The sequence below is a fragment of the Amycolatopsis nalaikhensis genome (genome assembly GCF_030264295.1).
Taxonomy (GTDB): Bacteria; Actinomycetota; Actinomycetes; order Mycobacteriales; family Pseudonocardiaceae; genus Amycolatopsis; species Amycolatopsis nalaikhensis.
Genome location: NZ_CP127173.1, coordinates 550,122 through 566,245, shown reverse-complemented (window position 1 = coordinate 566,245; position 16,124 = coordinate 550,122). Strand labels below are relative to the sequence as shown.

The 16,124-nt window shown below is 71.5% G+C and carries 19 protein-coding genes and 1 pseudogene; 8 read left to right on the top strand and 12 right to left on the bottom strand.

The window, feature by feature from the left end:
- Nucleotides 1-26 precede the first annotated feature (26 nt).
- Entirely contained in the window at nt 27-314 is a 288-nt protein-coding gene (locus tag QP939_RS02765) for an MmcQ/YjbR family DNA-binding protein (protein ID WP_285454922.1), read from the bottom strand.
- A gap of 22 nt (nt 315-336) precedes the next feature.
- Between QP939_RS02765 and QP939_RS02760 the strand changes: the two genes are divergently transcribed.
- On the top strand, nt 337-1,491 hold the full coding sequence (locus QP939_RS02760; protein WP_285454920.1) for an MFS transporter: 1,155 nt from the start codon (nt 337-339) through the stop codon (nt 1,489-1,491).
- On the opposite strand, the gene QP939_RS02755 is transcribed toward QP939_RS02760, so the two are convergent.
- Complete coding sequence (locus QP939_RS02755; RefSeq protein ID WP_285454918.1) at nt 1,481-1,834, bottom strand: SCP2 sterol-binding domain-containing protein; 354 nt, start codon at nt 1,832-1,834, stop codon at nt 1,481-1,483. The two genes, QP939_RS02760 and QP939_RS02755, sit on opposite strands and share 11 nt — an antisense overlap.
- A 160-nt stretch (nt 1,835-1,994) precedes the next feature.
- Nucleotides 1,995-2,114, bottom strand: a pseudogene (locus QP939_RS02750) (winged helix-turn-helix transcriptional regulator); the annotation flags it as partial.
- 88 nt (nt 2,115-2,202) lie between these two features.
- Between QP939_RS02750 and QP939_RS02745 the strand changes: the two are divergent.
- Nucleotides 2,203-2,571 carry a VOC family protein gene (locus QP939_RS02745; RefSeq protein ID WP_285454917.1) on the top strand — a complete coding sequence of 123 codons (369 nt, stop codon included), beginning with the start codon at nt 2,203-2,205 and terminating at the stop codon, nt 2,569-2,571.
- A gap of 5 nt (nt 2,572-2,576) precedes the next feature.
- Here the strand turns inward: QP939_RS02745 and QP939_RS02740 are convergent, their stop codons facing one another.
- On the bottom strand, nt 2,577-2,951 hold the full coding sequence (locus QP939_RS02740; protein WP_285454916.1) for a winged helix-turn-helix transcriptional regulator: 375 nt from the start codon (nt 2,949-2,951) through the stop codon (nt 2,577-2,579).
- Between the two features lie 96 nt (nt 2,952-3,047).
- Between QP939_RS02740 and QP939_RS02735 the strand changes: the two genes are divergently transcribed.
- Nucleotides 3,048-3,899, top strand: coding sequence for an alpha/beta fold hydrolase (locus QP939_RS02735; RefSeq protein WP_285454915.1), 852 nt, complete (start codon nt 3,048-3,050; stop codon nt 3,897-3,899).
- A gap of 294 nt (nt 3,900-4,193) precedes the next feature.
- The gene (locus tag QP939_RS02730) at nt 4,194-4,715 is read left to right on the top strand and encodes an MBL fold metallo-hydrolase (protein WP_285454914.1); all 522 of its coding nucleotides are present in this window, start codon (nt 4,194-4,196) and stop codon (nt 4,713-4,715) included.
- Between the two features lie 44 nt (nt 4,716-4,759).
- On the opposite strand, the gene rox is transcribed toward QP939_RS02730, so the two are convergent.
- The 3 genes from rox to QP939_RS02715 all read right to left on the bottom strand — a co-directional run bounded on the left by rox (nt 4,760) and on the right by QP939_RS02715 (nt 8,515).
- The gene (rox, locus tag QP939_RS02725) at nt 4,760-6,202 is read right to left on the bottom strand and encodes a rifampin monooxygenase (protein ID WP_285454913.1); all 1,443 of its coding nucleotides are present in this window, start codon (nt 6,200-6,202) and stop codon (nt 4,760-4,762) included.
- 211 nt (nt 6,203-6,413) lie between these two features.
- Entirely contained in the window at nt 6,414-7,484 is a 1,071-nt protein-coding gene (locus tag QP939_RS02720) for a C40 family peptidase (RefSeq protein ID WP_285459622.1), read from the bottom strand.
- Between the two features lie 68 nt (nt 7,485-7,552).
- The gene (locus QP939_RS02715; protein WP_285454912.1) at nt 7,553-8,515 is read right to left on the bottom strand and encodes a nucleoside hydrolase; all 963 of its coding nucleotides are present in this window, start codon (nt 8,513-8,515) and stop codon (nt 7,553-7,555) included.
- Between the two features lie 51 nt (nt 8,516-8,566).
- Here QP939_RS02715 and QP939_RS02710 point away from each other — a divergent pair, with 51 nt between their 5' ends.
- Nucleotides 8,567-9,322: an acyltransferase gene (locus QP939_RS02710; protein WP_285454911.1), complete on the top strand. Its 756-nt coding sequence runs from the start codon at nt 8,567-8,569 to the stop codon at nt 9,320-9,322.
- Nucleotides 9,323-9,354: 32 nt separating this feature from the next.
- Nucleotides 9,355-9,732 (top strand): hypothetical protein, encoded by a 378-nt coding sequence (locus QP939_RS02705; protein WP_285454910.1) that lies wholly within the window; start codon nt 9,355-9,357, stop codon nt 9,730-9,732.
- A gap of 1 nt (nt 9,733) precedes the next feature.
- On the opposite strand, the gene QP939_RS02700 is transcribed toward QP939_RS02705, so the two are convergent.
- From QP939_RS02700 to QP939_RS02690, 3 genes are read right to left on the bottom strand one after another with little or no spacing between them, the layout of a single operon-like run.
- Nucleotides 9,734-11,062 (bottom strand): APC family permease, encoded by a 1,329-nt coding sequence (locus QP939_RS02700; protein ID WP_285454908.1) that lies wholly within the window; start codon nt 11,060-11,062, stop codon nt 9,734-9,736.
- Nucleotides 11,059-11,664 carry a carbon-nitrogen hydrolase family protein gene (locus tag QP939_RS02695; protein ID WP_285454907.1) on the bottom strand — a complete coding sequence of 202 codons (606 nt, stop codon included), beginning with the start codon at nt 11,662-11,664 and terminating at the stop codon, nt 11,059-11,061. The genes QP939_RS02700 and QP939_RS02695 overlap by 4 nt, the downstream gene beginning before the upstream one ends.
- 28 nt (nt 11,665-11,692) lie before the next feature.
- Complete coding sequence (locus QP939_RS02690; protein ID WP_285454906.1) at nt 11,693-11,935, bottom strand: carbon-nitrogen hydrolase family protein; 243 nt, start codon at nt 11,933-11,935, stop codon at nt 11,693-11,695.
- 76 nt (nt 11,936-12,011) lie between these two features.
- Between QP939_RS02690 and QP939_RS02685 the strand changes: the two genes are divergently transcribed.
- Together QP939_RS02685 and QP939_RS02680 are read left to right on the top strand one after the other, a co-directional pair.
- Complete coding sequence (locus QP939_RS02685; protein WP_285454904.1) at nt 12,012-12,716, top strand: FadR/GntR family transcriptional regulator; 705 nt, start codon at nt 12,012-12,014, stop codon at nt 12,714-12,716.
- Between the two features lie 110 nt (nt 12,717-12,826).
- A complete protein-coding gene (locus QP939_RS02680; protein WP_285454903.1) occupies nt 12,827-14,260 on the top strand; it encodes an alpha/beta fold hydrolase in 1,434 nt (477 codons plus the stop codon).
- A gap of 1 nt (nt 14,261) precedes the next feature.
- Here the strand turns inward: QP939_RS02680 and ybiA are convergent, their stop codons facing one another.
- Both ybiA and ilvA read right to left on the bottom strand, forming a co-directional pair.
- The gene (gene ybiA, locus QP939_RS02675) at nt 14,262-14,825 is read right to left on the bottom strand and encodes a riboflavin biosynthesis intermediates N-glycosidase (protein ID WP_285454902.1); all 564 of its coding nucleotides are present in this window, start codon (nt 14,823-14,825) and stop codon (nt 14,262-14,264) included.
- 20 nt (nt 14,826-14,845) lie between these two features.
- Nucleotides 14,846-16,102 carry a threonine ammonia-lyase IlvA gene (ilvA, locus tag QP939_RS02670; protein ID WP_285454901.1) on the bottom strand — a complete coding sequence of 419 codons (1,257 nt, stop codon included), beginning with the start codon at nt 16,100-16,102 and terminating at the stop codon, nt 14,846-14,848.
- Nucleotides 16,103-16,124: the final 22 nt, after the last annotated feature.

Here is a 16,124-nt window from a genome sequence, read left to right as displayed (position 1 = left end):
GTAGGGCGGAGCCCGGCCCGCGTTCTCTACATGCTGTGTCGCTTTTCGAGCCAATTTTTCGCCAGCAGCTTCGGCGCCCGGCACAACCACGCCTCGACCGCCGGGAAGCCCCGGAAGTGCGGTGTCGTGAAAAACGACACGGGGTCGTCGGCGATCAGGGCGTCCATGATGCCGACGTCCGGCACGTAGGCGCACAGCATCGGCCCGGCGGGCGCCCGCGCGCTGAGCGCCCGCGCGCCGAGCGCCTCGAGGTCGTCCTCGGCCACCTCGGGCAGCCCGCGCGCGATCCGGCCGACGTCGTCCCAGCTGGCCACGGAGATCAGGATAATCCGAGGGGTGACGGGGGAACTGAAACGCGCACGGCTCGGGGTCTCGGTCGTGTTCGCGGTCTGCGGGGCGGCGTTCGCGACCTGGCTGGCCCGCGTACCGGCGGTGCAAGGGCAGCTCGGACTGACCACGGGGGAGCTGGCGACCGGGCTGTTCGGCCTCGCGGCCGGGTCAGTGCTGGCCCTGCTGGGCGCGGGGGCGCTGCTCACCCGGATCGGCAGCCGCGCGGCCGTCGTGCTGGGCGCGATCGTGCTGTGCGGCGGGCTGCCGCTGGTGGCGTTCGCCTGGTCGGCGCCGGTGTTCGTCGCCGCGCTCGTCGTGCTCGGCGTCGGCAACAGCCTGCTCGATGTCGCGATGAACGCCCACGCCGCCCGTGTCGAGGAAGGGTACGAACGTCCCATCTTCGCGGGGTTCCACGCGTTCTGGAACATCGGCGGCCTCGCGGGCTCGGGTGTCGACGCCCTGATGGAGGCCGCGCACGTCCCGGTGTCGGTGCACTTCCCGATCGCCGGCGCGGTGCTGCTCGCGCTCGCGCTGTGGGCGGCCCGGACGTGCTTCCTCACCGGCGCCGACCGCGGCCAGGGCGAGGCGGCGTTCGCGTGGCCGAGCCGGGCGCTGGTGCCGCTGGGCGTGATCGCGTTCTGCGGGTTCGTCGCCGAAGGCGCGGTCAACAGCTGGAGCGCGGTGTACCTCGCCGACGTCACCGGCGCGACGCCCGCGCTCGCCTCGCTGGGCTATTTCGCTTTTTCGGCCACGATGATCGCGGTCCGCCTGGTCGCCGACCGCCTGGTGGCGCGAACCGGCGCCGTGTGCTTTGTCCGCGTGGCGACCACGGTCGCCGTCCTGGGGTTCGCCGTCGTGCTCGTGGCGCCGTGGCCGGTCGCGGGCGTGGCGGGGTTCGCGGTCGTCGGGCTCGGCGTGGCCGGGATCGTGCCGATCGCGTGGAGCGTGGCGAGCCGCAAGCAGGCGGACGCGCCGGGTCGCGCGGTCGCGGCCGTCGCCGCCTGCGGCTACCTGGGTTTCCTGGTCGAGCCGGTGCTGGTCGGGGCGCTCGCCACGCGGATCGGGCTGCACTGGGCGTTGTCGTCGGCGGTCGTCGTGACGCTCGGGATCCTGGCGCTCGCGCCGTCGCTGCGGGTGCGGGAGGAAGCCGTCACCCGCTGATCCGTTCGCGCAGCAGCCGCCGGACGGCCTTGTGGTCACCTTCGACGACAATCCGTTTGTCGCCGATCGCGACATCGAGGTCGGCGGGCCGCTCGAGCAGCGCGTTGAACGTCACCGGGTCGGTCCGGAGCACGGCGTCCGGCGCGGCGGGTTCCGCCGGCTCGACGGTCAGGCGGCCGGGCTCGGTCCGGACCGTCCAGACGCGCGCGTCCAGTTCGACGCGGAAGCAGGCGGTGCCGCGCGGACGGGCCGAGCCGCGGAGGAACAGCAGCACCGACGTCGCGCCGAGCGTCGCGGCCCGGGGGAGCGGGATGCGGGAGCCCCACGAGCCCAGCGCCAGCACGACCGGCTCCAGCTCGCGCCCCCAGTCGGTCAGTTCGTAGACGGTCGAGCCCGCCGGCGGCGGCAGCTTCCGCCGGGCGACGACGCCGTGGCCTTCGAGCTTCCCGGAGCCGGTCGGTGACCAGGTTCGTGCTGGCGCCCGGCAGCGCGCGACGCACGTCGGAGAACCGCTGCGGTCCGAGCAGCAGCTCGCGCACGACGAGCAGCGCCCACCGCTCCCCGACGACGTCCAGCGCGCGGGCGATGGTGCAGGCGTCCCCGTAGCTGCGGCTCGTCGGCATGGTTCGAATGTACGACTCCGAGGTTGTTTTTAACAACCACAACGGCGTACCGTGGCCGAAAAGCGGACATCGACGCGAAGGAGCGGTCATGAGCCGACCGGTCGTCCACTTCGAGATCATCGGCACCGACCCGGCGCGGCTGCGTGGGTACTACGGCGAGCTGTTCGGCTGGGAGTTCGACACGTCGGGACCCGTGTCGGAAAAAGTGTCAGAGCCGGGCAACTACGGGTTCGTCGAGACGGACGGCATCCCGGGCGGCGTCGGCGGCGGCGCGGGGCACGAGAGTCATGTCGTTTTTTACGTCGGCGTCCCGGACGTGGCGGCGGCACTGGCGGAGGCCGAACGCCTCGGCGGCACCCGCCGGATGGGCCCGGACCGGGTGAGTGGACGCGACCTCGTGGTCGCCCACTTCGCCGACCCGCAGGGCAACGTCGTCGGCCTCGCCGGACCGGCCTGACACGGTCAGACGTCGGTGGCGGCCGCGTGCGCCCGGTCGATCGCCGCCATGTTCTCCTCGGCCCAGTTCCGCAGCGCGGCGAGCGGGACTTCAAGGGAGCGGCCCAGGTCGGTGAGCCGGTAGTGCACCTTCGGCGGCACGGTCGGCTCGACGCGCCGGGCGACCAGGCCGTCGTGGGTGAGCGAGCGCAACGTCACCGACAGCATCTTCTGCGAGACCCCCGGCATCCGGCGTCGCAGGTCGGCGAACCGCACCTCATCCGGGTCCGCCTCGGCCAGCACCTTGACCACCATCGACGTCCACTTCGTCCCGATCCGGTCGAGCAGCCGGCGCGTCGGGCAGGCGGGATCGAACAGATCGCCGCGCGGCGAGGGGGTCACCTGGAGCTCACCACCTGTCGGGAAAGTGCCGTCTTGGCCGGGCTCTGGAAGTTACCTACGGTTTTCAAGTAACCAATGGTAACCACCCCGGGAGGCATGGTGCGGATTTCCGCCAACGGCATCGAGATCAACGTCGAGGTCGCCGGGGAGGGGCCCGCGGTCCTGCTGCTGCACGGCTTCCCGCACACCTGGCGGCTGTGGACCGAAGTCATCCCGCCGTTGGCGGCGCACTTCCGCGTCATCGCCCCGGACCTGCGCGGCCTGGGCGAGACGGCCCGTCCCTCCGACGGCTACGACGCGGAAAACCTCGCCGCGGACGCCGAAGCGCTCCTCGACGCGCTCGGCGAACCGACGGCGGCGGTCGTCGGCATCGACGCGGGCACGCCACCCGCGTTCCTGCTGGCGATGCGCCGTCCCGAGCGGGTCCGGCGGCTCGTCGTCATGGAGTCGTTGCTGGGCCGCCTCCCGGGCGCCGAAGACTTCCTCGCCGGTGGACCGCCCTGGTGGTTCGGGTTCCACGCCGTGCCCGGGCTGGCCGAGACCGTCCTGATCGGACACGAGGCGGACTACGTCGACTGGTTCCTCGACGCGGGCACCCGGGGCCGCGGGGTGCCGCGGGAAATCCGCGACCACTTCGTCGCCGCGTACACCGGCCGCGACGCCCTGCGCGGCGCGTTCGCCCACTACCGCGCGATGCCCGAGTCGGCCCGGCAGATCGCGGTCACCGTCGCGAGTGGACGGCTCACGGTGCCGACCTTGGCGATCGGCGCGCACCCGGTGGGCGACATCCTCGCCCGCCAGCTCGCCCCGGTCGCCGACGACCTGCGCGCCCACGTCGTCGAGGACTGCGGCCACATCATCCCGCTGGACCGGCCGGAAGTCCTGGTGCCGCTGCTGAAGTCGTTCCTTGACCTCGACCTTGGTCGAGCTCCAAGACTGGCGTCATGACGATCTGGATCTGCGGAACCTGCGGGGTCGAACACCCCGACACCGATCAGCCTCCGGCGGGCGAGTGCGCGATCTGCGCCGACGAACGGCAGTACGTGCCCACCTCGGGCCAGGCGTGGACGACGCTGGAGAAGCTCAACGCCGACGCGCACCGCGTGGTCCACGAGGAGCTTCGAACCGGGCCTGCACCGGTTCAACCGCGAACCGGAGTTCGGCATCGGCCAGTGGACGCACCTGGTCCGGACCGAGGAAGGCAACCTGCTCTGGGACCCGCCGAACCACCTCGACCCGGCGATGGTGACGGCGATCGAGCAGCTCGGCGGCGCCGCGGCGATCGTGGCCAGCCACCCGCACATGTACGGCTCGCAGGTCAGCTGGAGTCACCGGCTGGGGCGTGTCCCGGTTTTCGTCCACGCCGCCGACCGGCGGTGGGTGCGCCGCGAGGACCCAGTGATCCGCGAGTGGTCCGGCACCGAGCGGGTCTTGCCCGGCGTGACGCTCGTCGAGGCGGGCGGCCATTTCCCCGGAGCCGCGGTCGCCCACGTCGCGAACGGCCGGGGCGCGTTGCTCGTCGGCGACACGATGCTTCCGGTGCCGGACAGCGGCTGGGTGACGTTCATGCGCAGCTACCCGAACCGGATCCCGCTGTCGGCCGGGCTGGTGCGCAAGATCGTGGACCGGCTCGAACCGTACGAGTTCGACAACCTCTACGGCCTGACCGGCGGCACGATCCTCGGCGACGCGAAAGGCGCGGTGCGACGGTCCGCCGAGCGCTACATCGCCTGGGTCAGCGGGGCGAACGACTACCTCGGCTGACCATCCGGTGCGTGGCGGCTCCGAGCCACCACGCACCGGACGTCTCAGGCGGCTGGCTCGCCGAACCAGCGGGCGAGATGCTCGTCCAGGTCCCGCTGGTCGTCGCCGATCCAGGCGACATGACCGTCGGGGCGGAGCAGGAGCCCCGGCACGTCGAGGTCCGCGGTCGGGTCGGCGAGGTGGTCGACCCTGTCCGCCCACCCGCCGACGGTCAGGCGTTCGGTGCGGTCCACCAGCAGGCCGCGGCCGCGACCGAGCAGCCCGTAGAGGCGGCCCTGCTTCACGTCGAGGTCGGGCAGGCGGCGCCCGAGCAGGTCGGGGCCGTCACCGAAGTCGTAGCGGATGTCGATGGCGGTGATCTTCCCGATCAGGTGGCGGTTGACCTCGTCGAAGTCCATCAGCTCGGCGAGCAGCCGGCGCACGGCCCGTGCGCCCGGTTCGAGCGACTGCAGCTCCATCTGGGCGCGCGTGTTGTCCAGGACGTCCTCGGCGACGGGGTGGCGTTCGGCGTGGTAGGTGTCGAGCAGGGTCGTCGGCGCCCAGCCGCGGACCTGGGCGGCCAGCTTCCAGCCGAGGTTGACGGCGTCCTGGACACCCAGGTTGAGGCCCTGCCCGCCGGTCGGCGGGTGGATGTGGGCCGCGTCGCCGGCCAGCAGCACCCGCCCGACCCGGTAGCTTTCGGCCAACCGGGTGGCGTCGCCGAACCGCGACAGCCAGCGCGCCGAGTGCACGCCGAAGTCGGTTCCGGCGACAGCGCGCAGCCGCTGCCGGAACTCCTCGAGCGTGGGCGGCGCCGTGCGATCGCTGACTCCGGCGGCGGGCACCACGACGCTGTACGAGCCCGCCCCGAACGGCCGGAGCCAGAACGGCCGGTGGGTCTCACCGACCTCGGCCACCTTGGCGGCGACCTCCGCCGGCGGCACGCCCACCTCCATCTCACCCATCAGCGTCTCGGTCCGCGAGGGTTCGCCGGGAAAACCGACACCGAGCAGCTTGCGGACCGTGCTGCGCGCGCCGTCGCAGCCGACGAAATAGCGCGCACGCAGCCGGTGGCCGTCGGCCAGCTCGACCGTCACGCCGTCGTCGTCCTGCTGGAAACCGGCCACCGCGTCACCGCGCCGGACGTGCGCACCCAGCTGGACCGCGTGTTCCTCGAGCAGACGCACGATGACCGGCTGCGGGATTCCCAGCAGATAGGCGTGCGCGGAGTCCAGGCCCGGGGGCACGGGCTTGTCGATGGCGGCGAAGAACCCGCGCGCCGGACGCTGTCTCCCATTTTCGAGCAGACGGTCCAGGAGCCCGCGCATGGCCATGATCTCGAGGCTGCGGATGTGCAGGCCGACGATGCGGACGAACGACGCGGGCTCGGTGTCCTTTTCGAGGACAAGGACCCGCACGTCGTGCAGCCGCAGCTCGGCGGCCAGCATGGCGCCGGTCGGGCCGCACCCGGCGATGATCACGTCGAAGTCGGACGGCGAAGAATCCATGGTGGTGCCTTTCGGGAGTGCCTGGTTCGAGGCGCTCCCGGCGACACCTGCGTCAGTCGCCGGCCGTGACGGGCGGGGAGAGCACCCACGTCGATACAGCGTTCATGGGTCTCACCTCCTCGGGCGGGTCACGGTCCCCCGCAAGCTACAAGCCCGGGCGGCGCCGCGTCCAACCATTTGTCCGTTCAAGCGACACGAGCCGCGCGGACGCTCACGCCGTCGGCCGCCCAGCGCCCGCGTAGTCGTCGCCGTCCCTGCGGTAGGAGTGCACCTGCACGGCCTGGCCGGTCTGCGGCGCGTCGATCATCTGCTGGTTGCCGATGTAGAGGCCGACGTGGTGGATCTTCGTCGTCGGCTCGCCGTAGAAGATGAGGTCGCCCAGCTGCGGCTCGGTCACGTGCGGCACGCTCCGGTACTGCGTGTCGGCCGTGCGCATCAGCTTGACGCCCGCGCTCGCGTACGCCGCCGTCGTCAGGCCGGAGCAGTCGAAGCCCGGGTCGTTGCCGCCGGTGCCGTTGCCGCCCCAGATGTAGGGCAGCCCGATCTTGTCGATGGCGAAGTTCACCGCGCTCAGCACCGCCGGGTTCGGCGCCGCCGAGCCCTGGCCGACCGTGCCGTAGACGTTGACCGTCGCCAATGTCCGATGAAGGAACAACGGCGCCGGCTGCAGCTTCGCGACCGCGTCCCACCACGGCTGGCCCTGCGACAGGTCCGTGCCGCCGTCGCACAGGGCGCGGCCCGTGGTCAGCGCGGCGTCGTCGATGTTTTGGACATCGGGCTTCCCGCCCGCGTAGCTCGCCTGGTACTTCGCCCAGATCGACGGCGCCAGCTGCATCGGCCCGGCGGCGTTCGCCGTCGAGACGACCTTGTCGTAAAAATCGCGCACTTCGATCGTGCCGAGTGGCTTGTCCAGCACGCCGGTGGTGCCGAACTGCCCGCCCCGGGCACGGCCGTGGTCCGTGGTCACTTTTCCGACCGCGGCGAGCGTGACCCAGGAAAGGTGGCAGCCCGGGGCGTCCTTGGCCAGCTTCGTCGTCGCTTTCGCGTAGCCGACCATCGCGCGCAACGGCACGTCGAGCCACTGGCTGGTCTTGGACGCCCAGGCGTCGAACTCGCTCGCCTCCGGCACCTTCGGCTGGGTCGGCGGCGGCGTGGTCGTTTTCGCGACAGACGTCGGCGGCGGCGTCACCGTGGCGGCGGCGTTCGTCGTCTCCTGCTGCTTCGGCGCGAACTGGACGCCGACCACCAGCGCCGCGGCGACCACGACCACCGCGGCGACCACGACGGCGGCCTTCCGGCGGCGGGGTTCGGGGGCCTCGTCCTCCTGCGGGACGACCTCGGGCTCCTCGCTCACCGGGCGGCCCCGGTCAGCCGATCGAGGACGAAGCCGCGCAGGCCGTCGAGGTCGGTGTCCATCGCGACCTCGATCGGGCGGCCGGGCGTGAACTGCGGATCGTCTTCGCCGAGCCGCCGCCGGTCGACCAGCGTCTGCCCGCGCGCCGGACCGAGGCCGCAGTCGACGTCGACGCGGTAGGTCTCGGTGCGCAGGATCCCCGGCGAGATCGCCTCCGCGACGGCGACGGCGTCGTGCATGACCATCCGGTCTTCGCCGAACACGCGCGTGTAGTGCTGCCGGTAGGTGGCGGTGAGGCCTTCGAGCGTGGCGCCGACCGGGCCGGACGCGGCGAGCTTCGCCAGCCACTCGCCGTCGACGGCGCAGCGGTGCGTGAGGTCCAGCGGCACCAGCACCACCGGGACGTCCTCCTCGACGAGCACCCGGCGGGCCGCTTCGGGGTCGCTCCAGATGTTGAACTCGGCGGCCGTCGTGCTGTTGCCGAAAGTGACACCGCCGCCCATGATCACCAGCCGCGCGATCTTCTCCGCCACGCCCGGGTGCGCCGCGAGCAGCGCGGCGATGTTCGTCAGGGGCCCGATTGGGGCGATGGTCACCGGTTCGTCGGACGCTTCGAGCAGGTCGAGCATCAGCCGGACGGCGTCGCGCTCGTCGAGGGGACGGCTCGCCTCCGGCAGTGTGTAGGAGTGGCCGGACAGGCCGTCGCCGCCGTGGACCTCTTTCGCGTCACGCGGCTTCGAATACACCAGCGGCCGCGCCGCCCCGGCCGCCACCGGCACGTCGGTGCGGCCGAACAGTTCGAGCAGGCGGCGCGCGTTCGACGTCGTGCGCTCGATCGGCACGTTGCCGAAAACCGACGTCACGCCGATCAGGTCGACGTCGGGGGACAGCGCCGCGAGCGCGATCGCCAGCGCGTCGTCCACGCCCGGGTCGGTGTCGATGATCAGCTTCGTGCCCATCCGCTCCCCTTGCCTGTGAACCCGTCCCGCACACAGGTTACGGTCACGGGCATGACGTCGATGTGGGGTGCGCCCGCGCTTTCGCGGGTGCGGGCCTGGCGGCGCGCGCGGCGCGACCCGCGGCAGGCGAAGTTCCTGACCGCCGACTCGCTGCGCTGGGTGCTGCGCAACCGCGCGTACACGCCCTGGTACCTGGTCCGGTACTACCGGCTGCTCAAGTTCCGGCTCGCCAACCCGCACATCATCCTGCGCGGGATGCTCTTCCTCGGCAAGAATGTCGAGATCCACTGCCGCCCGGGCTACGGGCGGCTGGAGATCGGCCGCTGGGTGCACATCGGCGACGGCAACGCGATCCGCTGCCACGAGGGCTCGCTGCGGATCGGCGACAAGTCGGTGTTCGGCCGCCAGAACGTCATCAACTGCTACCTCGACATCGAGCTCGGCGCGGCCACGCTGGTCGCCGACTGGGTGTACATCTGTGACTTCGACCACGTCATTTCGGACATCCACGTGCCGATCAAGGACCAGGGCATCGTGAAGTCGCCGGTCCGCATCGGGCCGGACACGTGGCTCGGCACGAAGGTCAGCGTCTTGAAGGGCACGCGCGTCGGCCGCGGGTGCGTGCTCGGCGCGCACGCGGTGGTCCGCGGCGACATCCCGGACTACTCGATCGCGGTCGGCGCGCCGGCCCGCGTGGTCCGCAACCGCGAAGACGACTACGCCGCCGACGCTGCCCGTCGCGAGGCCGTCGCGGACATGGCGCGGAAGGCGAACAAGGCCCTGCAGAAGACCCTCGGCGAGGCGTAGTTCGTCGTCGCTTTTCCGGACATACTGGCCGGGTGGGGGAGCTGCGGACCGTCTGGTCGTCGATCGTCCTGGCCCTGTGCGCGGTGGGCTTGCTGCTCGTCGTCCCGTTTCTGGTGCTGCTCGGCTTCCTGGCGAGCGTCCCGGTGTTCGGCGAGGTCGGCGACGCCGCCGGCGGCTACCTGACCTGGGCGGCTTGGCTCGGGGCGGGCCTGCCCGTGGTGGGCGTGGTCGTTTCGGCGACAACGCGGCGTCGCGGGTGGACGTGGTTCTTCGGGATCTGCCTCGCGCTGGCGGCGGTCGTCGTGGCGACGGAGTGGGCGCACGACGTCCGGCACGCCCCGCCGCCCCCGCCGGGGCCGCGCCACTGCGTCGAGCGCAGTGGCGGCGGCAACGACTGCCCGGGCGGCTGACCTACTCCTCGAAGCTCATCTCCGGCGGCGGCCGCCGGAAGCCGCGGGTGATCGCCGCCAGGACGACGACGCCGATCGCCAGCCAGACCAGGCCGAACACGAGCGCGATGCCGTCGAGGTTGACCAGCAGCCACAAATCGACCACGGCGCCGATCAGCGGGAAGACCACCCAGGTCAGCACGCGTTTCCCGGTCCGGTCGCGCAGCCACGTCGCCAGCACGCTGACGTTGACGAACGTGAACGCGGTGAACGCGCCGAAGTTGATGAACGACGTCGAGGTGCTCACGTCCAGCGCCAGCGCGACCAGCCCGACGAGCCCGGTGAGGACGATGCCGAACACCGGCGTCGCGAACCGCGGCTGCAGCTTGCCGAAGACCCGCGGCAGCACGCCGTCGCGGCCCATCGCGAACATCAGCCGCGACGCGCTCGCCTGCGCGGCGATCCCCGACGCGAACTGGGCGACGACCAGACCGGCGAGGAAGAACGACGCGAAGAGGTTGCCGCCGATCGTGGTCGCGATTTCGAACGCGGCCGACGACTCGTCGCCGAACGCGCTGCCCGGGTGGGCGAGCTGGGTGAAGTAGGCGAGGACGACGAAGATGCCACCGCCGATCAGCGCGGTCAGCAGGATCGCGCGGGGGATCGTCTTGCGCGGCTCTGTCGTTTCTTCGGTCAACGTCGTCACGGCGTCGAAGCCGAGGAAGGAGTACGTCGCCAGCGCGGCGCCGCCGGAGATCGTGCCCAGGGTGCTGCTGGGGTGGAAGAAGGGCTGGGTGCTGGCCAGCGAACCGCCGACGTGCAGCACCTGCTTGACCGAAAGAACGACGAAGAAGCCGATCACCAGCAGCTGGAAGGCCATCAGGACGAAGTTCGCCTTCTCGGCGATCTTGATGCCGAGGACGTTGAGGACCGTCGTCAGCGCGATGAACGTGATCAGCCAGACCCAGCTCGGGACGCCGGGGAACTCGGCCGAGAGGTAGGCGCCGCCGATCAGCCAGATCACCATCGGCAGGAAGAAGTAGTCGAGCAGCACCGCCCAGCCGACCAGGAACCCGGCCCGCGCGTCGACGGATTTCCGGACATAGGTGTAGGCCGACCCGGCGACGGGGTGGGTGGCGGCCATCTTCCCGTAGCTCGCCGCCGTGAACAGCATGGCGACCAGGGCGAGCAGGTAGGCCGACGGCACGGTGCCCGCGGTCGTCGTCGCGACGATGCCGAAGGTCCCGAGCACGATCAGCGGCGCCATGTAGGCGAGCCCGAACAGGACGACGCCGGGCAGGCCGAGCCGGCGCTGCAGGGCGGCCGGGGCCGCGGCGGCCGTGGTGGTCATCGGTCGTCTCCTTTTCGTGGACACCAGCGATCCGGGTCGATCCGGCCCTGGTAGAGCGGCAGGTTGAGCGGTGCGTCGGCGGGGGTGAACTGCGCCCACATGCGGTTGGTGCCGGCGGTGCCGTCGCGGCGGACGCGGGCGACGTCGTCGAGGTCGATCGTGTGCGTGAGCACGCCTTGTTCTTTTCCGGGCAACGCCGCGAGGACGTCGCCCTCGGGGCCGACGAGCAGGCTGTCGCCCATGCCGAGCGGCCCGGCCGTGTTCACGCTGGCGACGAAGACCTGGTTGACGATGGCGTTCGCCCGGGCCAGGACGAGCTCCTGGGCGCGGTCGGGCGTCGTGGTCTGCACGGGGTTGAGCACGAGTTCGGCACCCATCCACGCGAGGTGCCGGGTCACTTCGGGGAACCAGGCGTCGTAGCAGATCGAAAACCCGACACGGCCCGCGTCGGCCAGGTCGGCGACGACGAAGCGGTCGCCGGGGTCGTACGGCTCGTGCGGCCGCCACGGGAAGACCTTGCGGTACCAGCCGGCCAGCTCGCCACGCGGCGAAAAGACGAGGGCGGTGTTGAACAGCTCGCCGTTGTCGCCTTTTTCGCACACGGTGCCCGGCGCGAGCCAGATCCCCAGGTCACCGGCCAGTTCGGCGAGCTTCCCGCGTCCGCGGCCCGTGCAATGGCTGGGCGGCGGCCCGCAGCTGCTCGGTGCGCTCGTCGCCTTCGCCGTCGACGCCGCAGAGGTGCAGTTCGGGGAAGGCGGCCAGGCGCGTGTCCGGAAAACGGCGAAGGACCGCCTCGGCCTCGCCCGCGAACCCGGGGTCACCGGCCGGCCGGGGCGGTGCTTGCACGAGGGCGATCGGCAGTGGTCGCGGCATGGACGAAAAATAGTCCATCTTGAACACTTAAACAAGAGTGCTCAAGATGAGCACTTTGTGCGGTACGGTCGGTTCCATGGCGACCGCAGACCTCAGCGCGCCGGCCCTGACCGGCATCCGACGGCTGTCCGCGCTGGACACCGTCCGCGCGCGGATCGCGCTCGCCGTCGAGCTCGGGCTGCTGAAGCCGGGGGAGCGGCTGCCGTCGAACGGCGAGATCGCGCGGGCCCTCGACGTCGCGGAGATCACCGTCCGCCGGGCCCTGGAGTCCCTGGCCGAGGATGGCCTGATCGAGCGACGCCGCGGCCGGGGCGGCGGGACGCTCGTGTCCGAAAATCCGCCGGCGGAGCGCGTGCGGGAAGTCGGCGCCTACCGCGAGTCGGCCGCCGAGGTCCGGGAGCTGATCGACCACCGGCTGGTCCTGGAGGCCGGGCTGGTCCAGCTGGTCGCCACCCGCGAACCCGACGTCGAGCACCTGCGCGGTTTGGTCGCCCGGATGGACACGGCGGCGGGCTGGGCCGAGTTCCACGAGCTCGACGCCCAGTTCCACCGGGCCGTCGCCGAATCCGGGCCGCCGGTGGCCGTCGGGCAGTACGAGGTCGTGCTGGCCGAGCTGTACCGCTTCTACCTGCCCTATCCGATGGCGAAGCTGCGGGAGTCGAACCGCGAGCACGCCCGGCTGGTCGACGCGCTGGCCGACGGCGACCCCGACGCCGCGGCGCGGGTGACGCGGGAGCACGTCGGCGGCCTGCACCGGACGATGTTCGTCGGCCTCGGCTGAGGACACCGTTGTTCATTTTTGCGACACAGCCCGACGGCTCCGGCCGATCGGCGGTGATCATCGGCTGATCGGCCGATCTCCCGGCGGGCGGCGCCCGGCAGCCTGGGCCCATGTCGATCAGCCGGTTCGCCGTTCCCTTGCTCACCGCCGCGGCGTTGCTGCCCGCCGTCCCCGCGGTCGCCGCCGCCGACGGGCTCTCCTGGCACCTCTGCTCCGCGGTCGCGAAGGACTGGGATCCCGCCGACCAGCGCACCGAGTGCACGATGGTCCCGGTCCCGCTCGACTACGCCGACCCGGATGGTCGGAAAATCGACATCGCTGTCAGCCGGATCCGCGCGACCGGCGAACGGACCGGCGCCGTCTTGCTGAACCCGGGTGGCCCCGGCCAGTCCGGTCTCGACATGCCCCGCAGCATCGCCGACAGCCACGCGGGTGGCATCGGCGTCCACCACGACCTCATCGGCTTCGACCCGCGCGGTGTCGGTTATAGCGACAACCTGCCCTGCACCATCGCCTTCCCGGAGCCGGACCCGGGTGTCCCCGACAAGGAGAAGGCTCGCCAGGCCGCGGAGCGCACGGCTCGGGCGAACCGCGAGTGCGTCGACGCCCATCCCACCTTTGTCCGAAATCTGACCACGCCGACGATCGCCCGCGACCTGGACTGCATCCGCGTCGCCCTCGGCGAGGACAAGATCGGCTACTACGGCGTCTCGTGGGGCACCGCGCTCGGCGCGCAGTACCGGACGCTCTTCGACGACCACGTCGACAAGATGCTGCTCGACTCCGTCATGCCGCCGGACCTGAGTGTCACCGCGATGGACGACGGCCAGGCGGCCGCGGGCGAGAACACCTTCCACGACTTCGCGTCGTGGATCGCCCGCTACGACGCCGTGTTCCATTTCGGGACAACCGAGCCCGTCGTCGCGAAAGCCCTGCTCGACCTGCGGGCCGAGCTCACCGCGCACCCGCGTGGCGAGATCGACGGCGCCACCGTGAACGGCATGCTCGCCAACCCGCGCCGGGACTGGGCCGCGCTGGCCAAGCAGCTCGCGGAGATCCGGGACGGCGGCACAATTTCACCCGATCGTGCGACGGCTCAGACCGGGGCCCTCGGCTGGGACGGCGAGGCCCACGCCTTCAACCACGCCCAGCAGACGGCCCTGCTCTGCAACGAGTCGCCGAGCCCGCGGGACTTCGAGACCGTCTGGCGGCACCGCCTCGACCGCATGAAGCGGCTGCCGGTCGCGGGCGGCTACGGCTTGTACGAACCGATGTGCATCGGCTGGCCCCTGCCGGCGCGACCCTGGGCGTTCGCGGCGGGCAAGAGCCCGCTGGAGCTCGTCGGCCACGCCTACGAGCCGGTCACGCCCATCGGCTGGGCGATCGCGATGCGGCAGCGGATCGGCGGCGCGCTGATGACGATCGAGGACGACGTCCACGGCTCCCTGTCGTCCCTGACCTGCGCGAACGCCGCTGTCACTTTTTTCGACACGGGCCGGACGACGTCCGCGTCCTGTGCCGGGGCGCCGATCCCGGCCCCTTGAATCACATGCGGGCGCGCAGCTGGTCCCGAACCTCCATGAGGGCGAAGCCGAGCAGGTTCAGCCCACGCCAGTAGTCCGGCTTGGTCGCGTTCTTCTCCTCGCGCGCGAGTCCGCTGCCCCAGACGAGGTCCTTCTTGGACGCTTCGACGAGCACGGCGTCGCCGGTGCCGAGCAGGAACCGGCGGAGGTCGCGGTGGGCCCGGAACTTGGCCAGGTTGCCGTCGACGGCGATGTCGAACCGGTGCCGCTCCCAGACGTCCGCGTCGAACCCGGCGACCTCGCGGCCGAGCACCTTCGCCGTCTTAGGGTCGGGGGCGGCGAGGATCAGCGCCGCCTTCTCGTGGTCGCCGAACAGCTCGGCCTTGCCGGCCATCATGTAGTGCTCGGCGGTGGGGTAGCGGACACCGTCGGCCTCGAACGGGTCGAGCCACCACTGGCTCAGGCAGCTCGCCGTCACACGGCCGGACTTCGACGGCGTGTGCCCGTAGAACAGCAGGTATTCGGGCTCCGCACCCTCGTGGACTTTTTCGCGCAACGCCTCGACACTGCGGACTCCGTCAGTCATCCACCCAGTGGACCACGACCTCAGAGCAGGAAGTGGAACAGGGGGCTCCCCGGCTCGATCCGCTCGACCTGCAGTGGGCTGGCGTCCATCCGCGCCAGCAGTCCCGGGAGGTCGCTTGATCGGGCGATCTCGATGCCGACCAGCGCCGGGCCCATCTCGCGGTTGGTGCGCTTGACGTACTCGAAGCGGGTGATGTCGTCTTCCGGCCCGAGCACCTGCTCGAGAAAGCGACGCAGCGCGCCCGGCTCCTGCGGGAACCCGACCAGGAAATAGTGCTTCAGCCCTTCGTGCATGAGCGAGCGTTCGAGGATCTCGCTGTAGCGGCTGACGTCGTTGTTGCCGCCGGAGACGAGGACGACGACCGTCTGCCCCGGCTCGACCTGGACGACCGAGCCGAGCGCGGCCGCGGCGAGCGCGCCCGCGGGTTCGGCGATGATGCCGTCGGACTGGTACATCGCCAGCATCTCGGTGCACACCGCGCCCTCGGCGACGGCGGTCAGCTCGGCGCCGCTCTCGCGGATCAGCGGGTAGGTGACCGCGCCGGCCTCGCGCACGGCGGCGCCGTCGACGAACGAGTCGAGCTCGGGCAGCCGCACCGGTCGTCCGGCCGCCAACGCCGCGGCCATGCACGCCGCGCCCGCGGGTTCGACGCCGACGATCCGCACCTCGGGGTGCCGCTCGCGCAGCCAGCTCCCGACCCCGGCCAGCAGTCCGCCGCCGCCGACCGGGACGACCACGACGTCGGGGACGAATCCGAGCTGGTCGATCACTTCCAGGGCGACCGTGCCCTGCCCGGCGACCGTGCGGACGTCGTCGAACGCGGGCACCAGCGTCGCGCCGGTGCGCTGGGCGTCTTCGTTGGCCGCGGCGAAGGCGTCTTCGTACGTTTCCCCGACAACGATGACCTCGATGTGCGCGCCGCCGAGCGTCGCGATGCGTTCGCGCTTCTGCCGCGGCGTTGTCCCCGGAACGTACACACGGCCGTTCGCGCCGAGCCGACGGCACGCGTACGCCACGCCCTGCGCGTGGTTGCCGGCGCTGGCGCAGACGACACCGCGGGCCCGCACGTCCTCGTCGAGCTGGACGATGAAGTTGTACGCACCGCGGATCTTGTACGACCGGACGGTCTGCAGGTCTTCGCGTTTCACCCAGACCTGGGCGTCCACCCGGGACGACAGCCGCGCGCTCGGCTCCAGCGGCGTGCGGGTCACCACCCCGGCCAGCCGCTCGGCGGCCTTCTCGATCGTCGCCGCGGTCACCGTGTCGATGTCGTGCACCCCGATGAATCTACGACTCGCG

Bases quoted from the DNA above. Each gene is read 5' to 3' on its own strand.
- QP939_RS02745 (WP_285454917.1), top strand. From the start codon at position 2,203: ATGAGCCGACCGGTCGTCCACTTCGAGATCATCGGCACCGACCCGGCG.
- QP939_RS02735 (WP_285454915.1), top strand. From the start codon at position 3,048: ATGGTGCGGATTTCCGCCAACGGCATCGAGATCAACGTCGAGGTCGCC.
- QP939_RS02730 (WP_285454914.1), top strand. From the start codon at position 4,194: ATGGTGACGGCGATCGAGCAGCTCGGCGGCGCCGCGGCGATCGTGGCC.
- rox (WP_285454913.1), bottom strand. From the start codon at position 6,202: ATGGATTCTTCGCCGTCCGACTTCGACGTGATCATCGCCGGGTGCGGC.
- QP939_RS02715 (WP_285454912.1), bottom strand. From the start codon at position 8,515: ATGGGCACGAAGCTGATCATCGACACCGACCCGGGCGTGGACGACGCG.
- QP939_RS02710 (WP_285454911.1), top strand. From the start codon at position 8,567: ATGACGTCGATGTGGGGTGCGCCCGCGCTTTCGCGGGTGCGGGCCTGG.
- QP939_RS02700 (WP_285454908.1), bottom strand. From the start codon at position 11,062: ATGACCACCACGGCCGCCGCGGCCCCGGCCGCCCTGCAGCGCCGGCTC.
- QP939_RS02690 (WP_285454906.1), bottom strand. From the start codon at position 11,935: ATGCCGCGACCACTGCCGATCGCCCTCGTGCAAGCACCGCCCCGGCCG.
- QP939_RS02685 (WP_285454904.1), top strand. From the start codon at position 12,012: ATGGCGACCGCAGACCTCAGCGCGCCGGCCCTGACCGGCATCCGACGG.
- QP939_RS02680 (WP_285454903.1), top strand. From the start codon at position 12,827: ATGTCGATCAGCCGGTTCGCCGTTCCCTTGCTCACCGCCGCGGCGTTG.
- ybiA (WP_285454902.1), bottom strand. From the start codon at position 14,825: ATGACTGACGGAGTCCGCAGTGTCGAGGCGTTGCGCGAAAAAGTCCAC.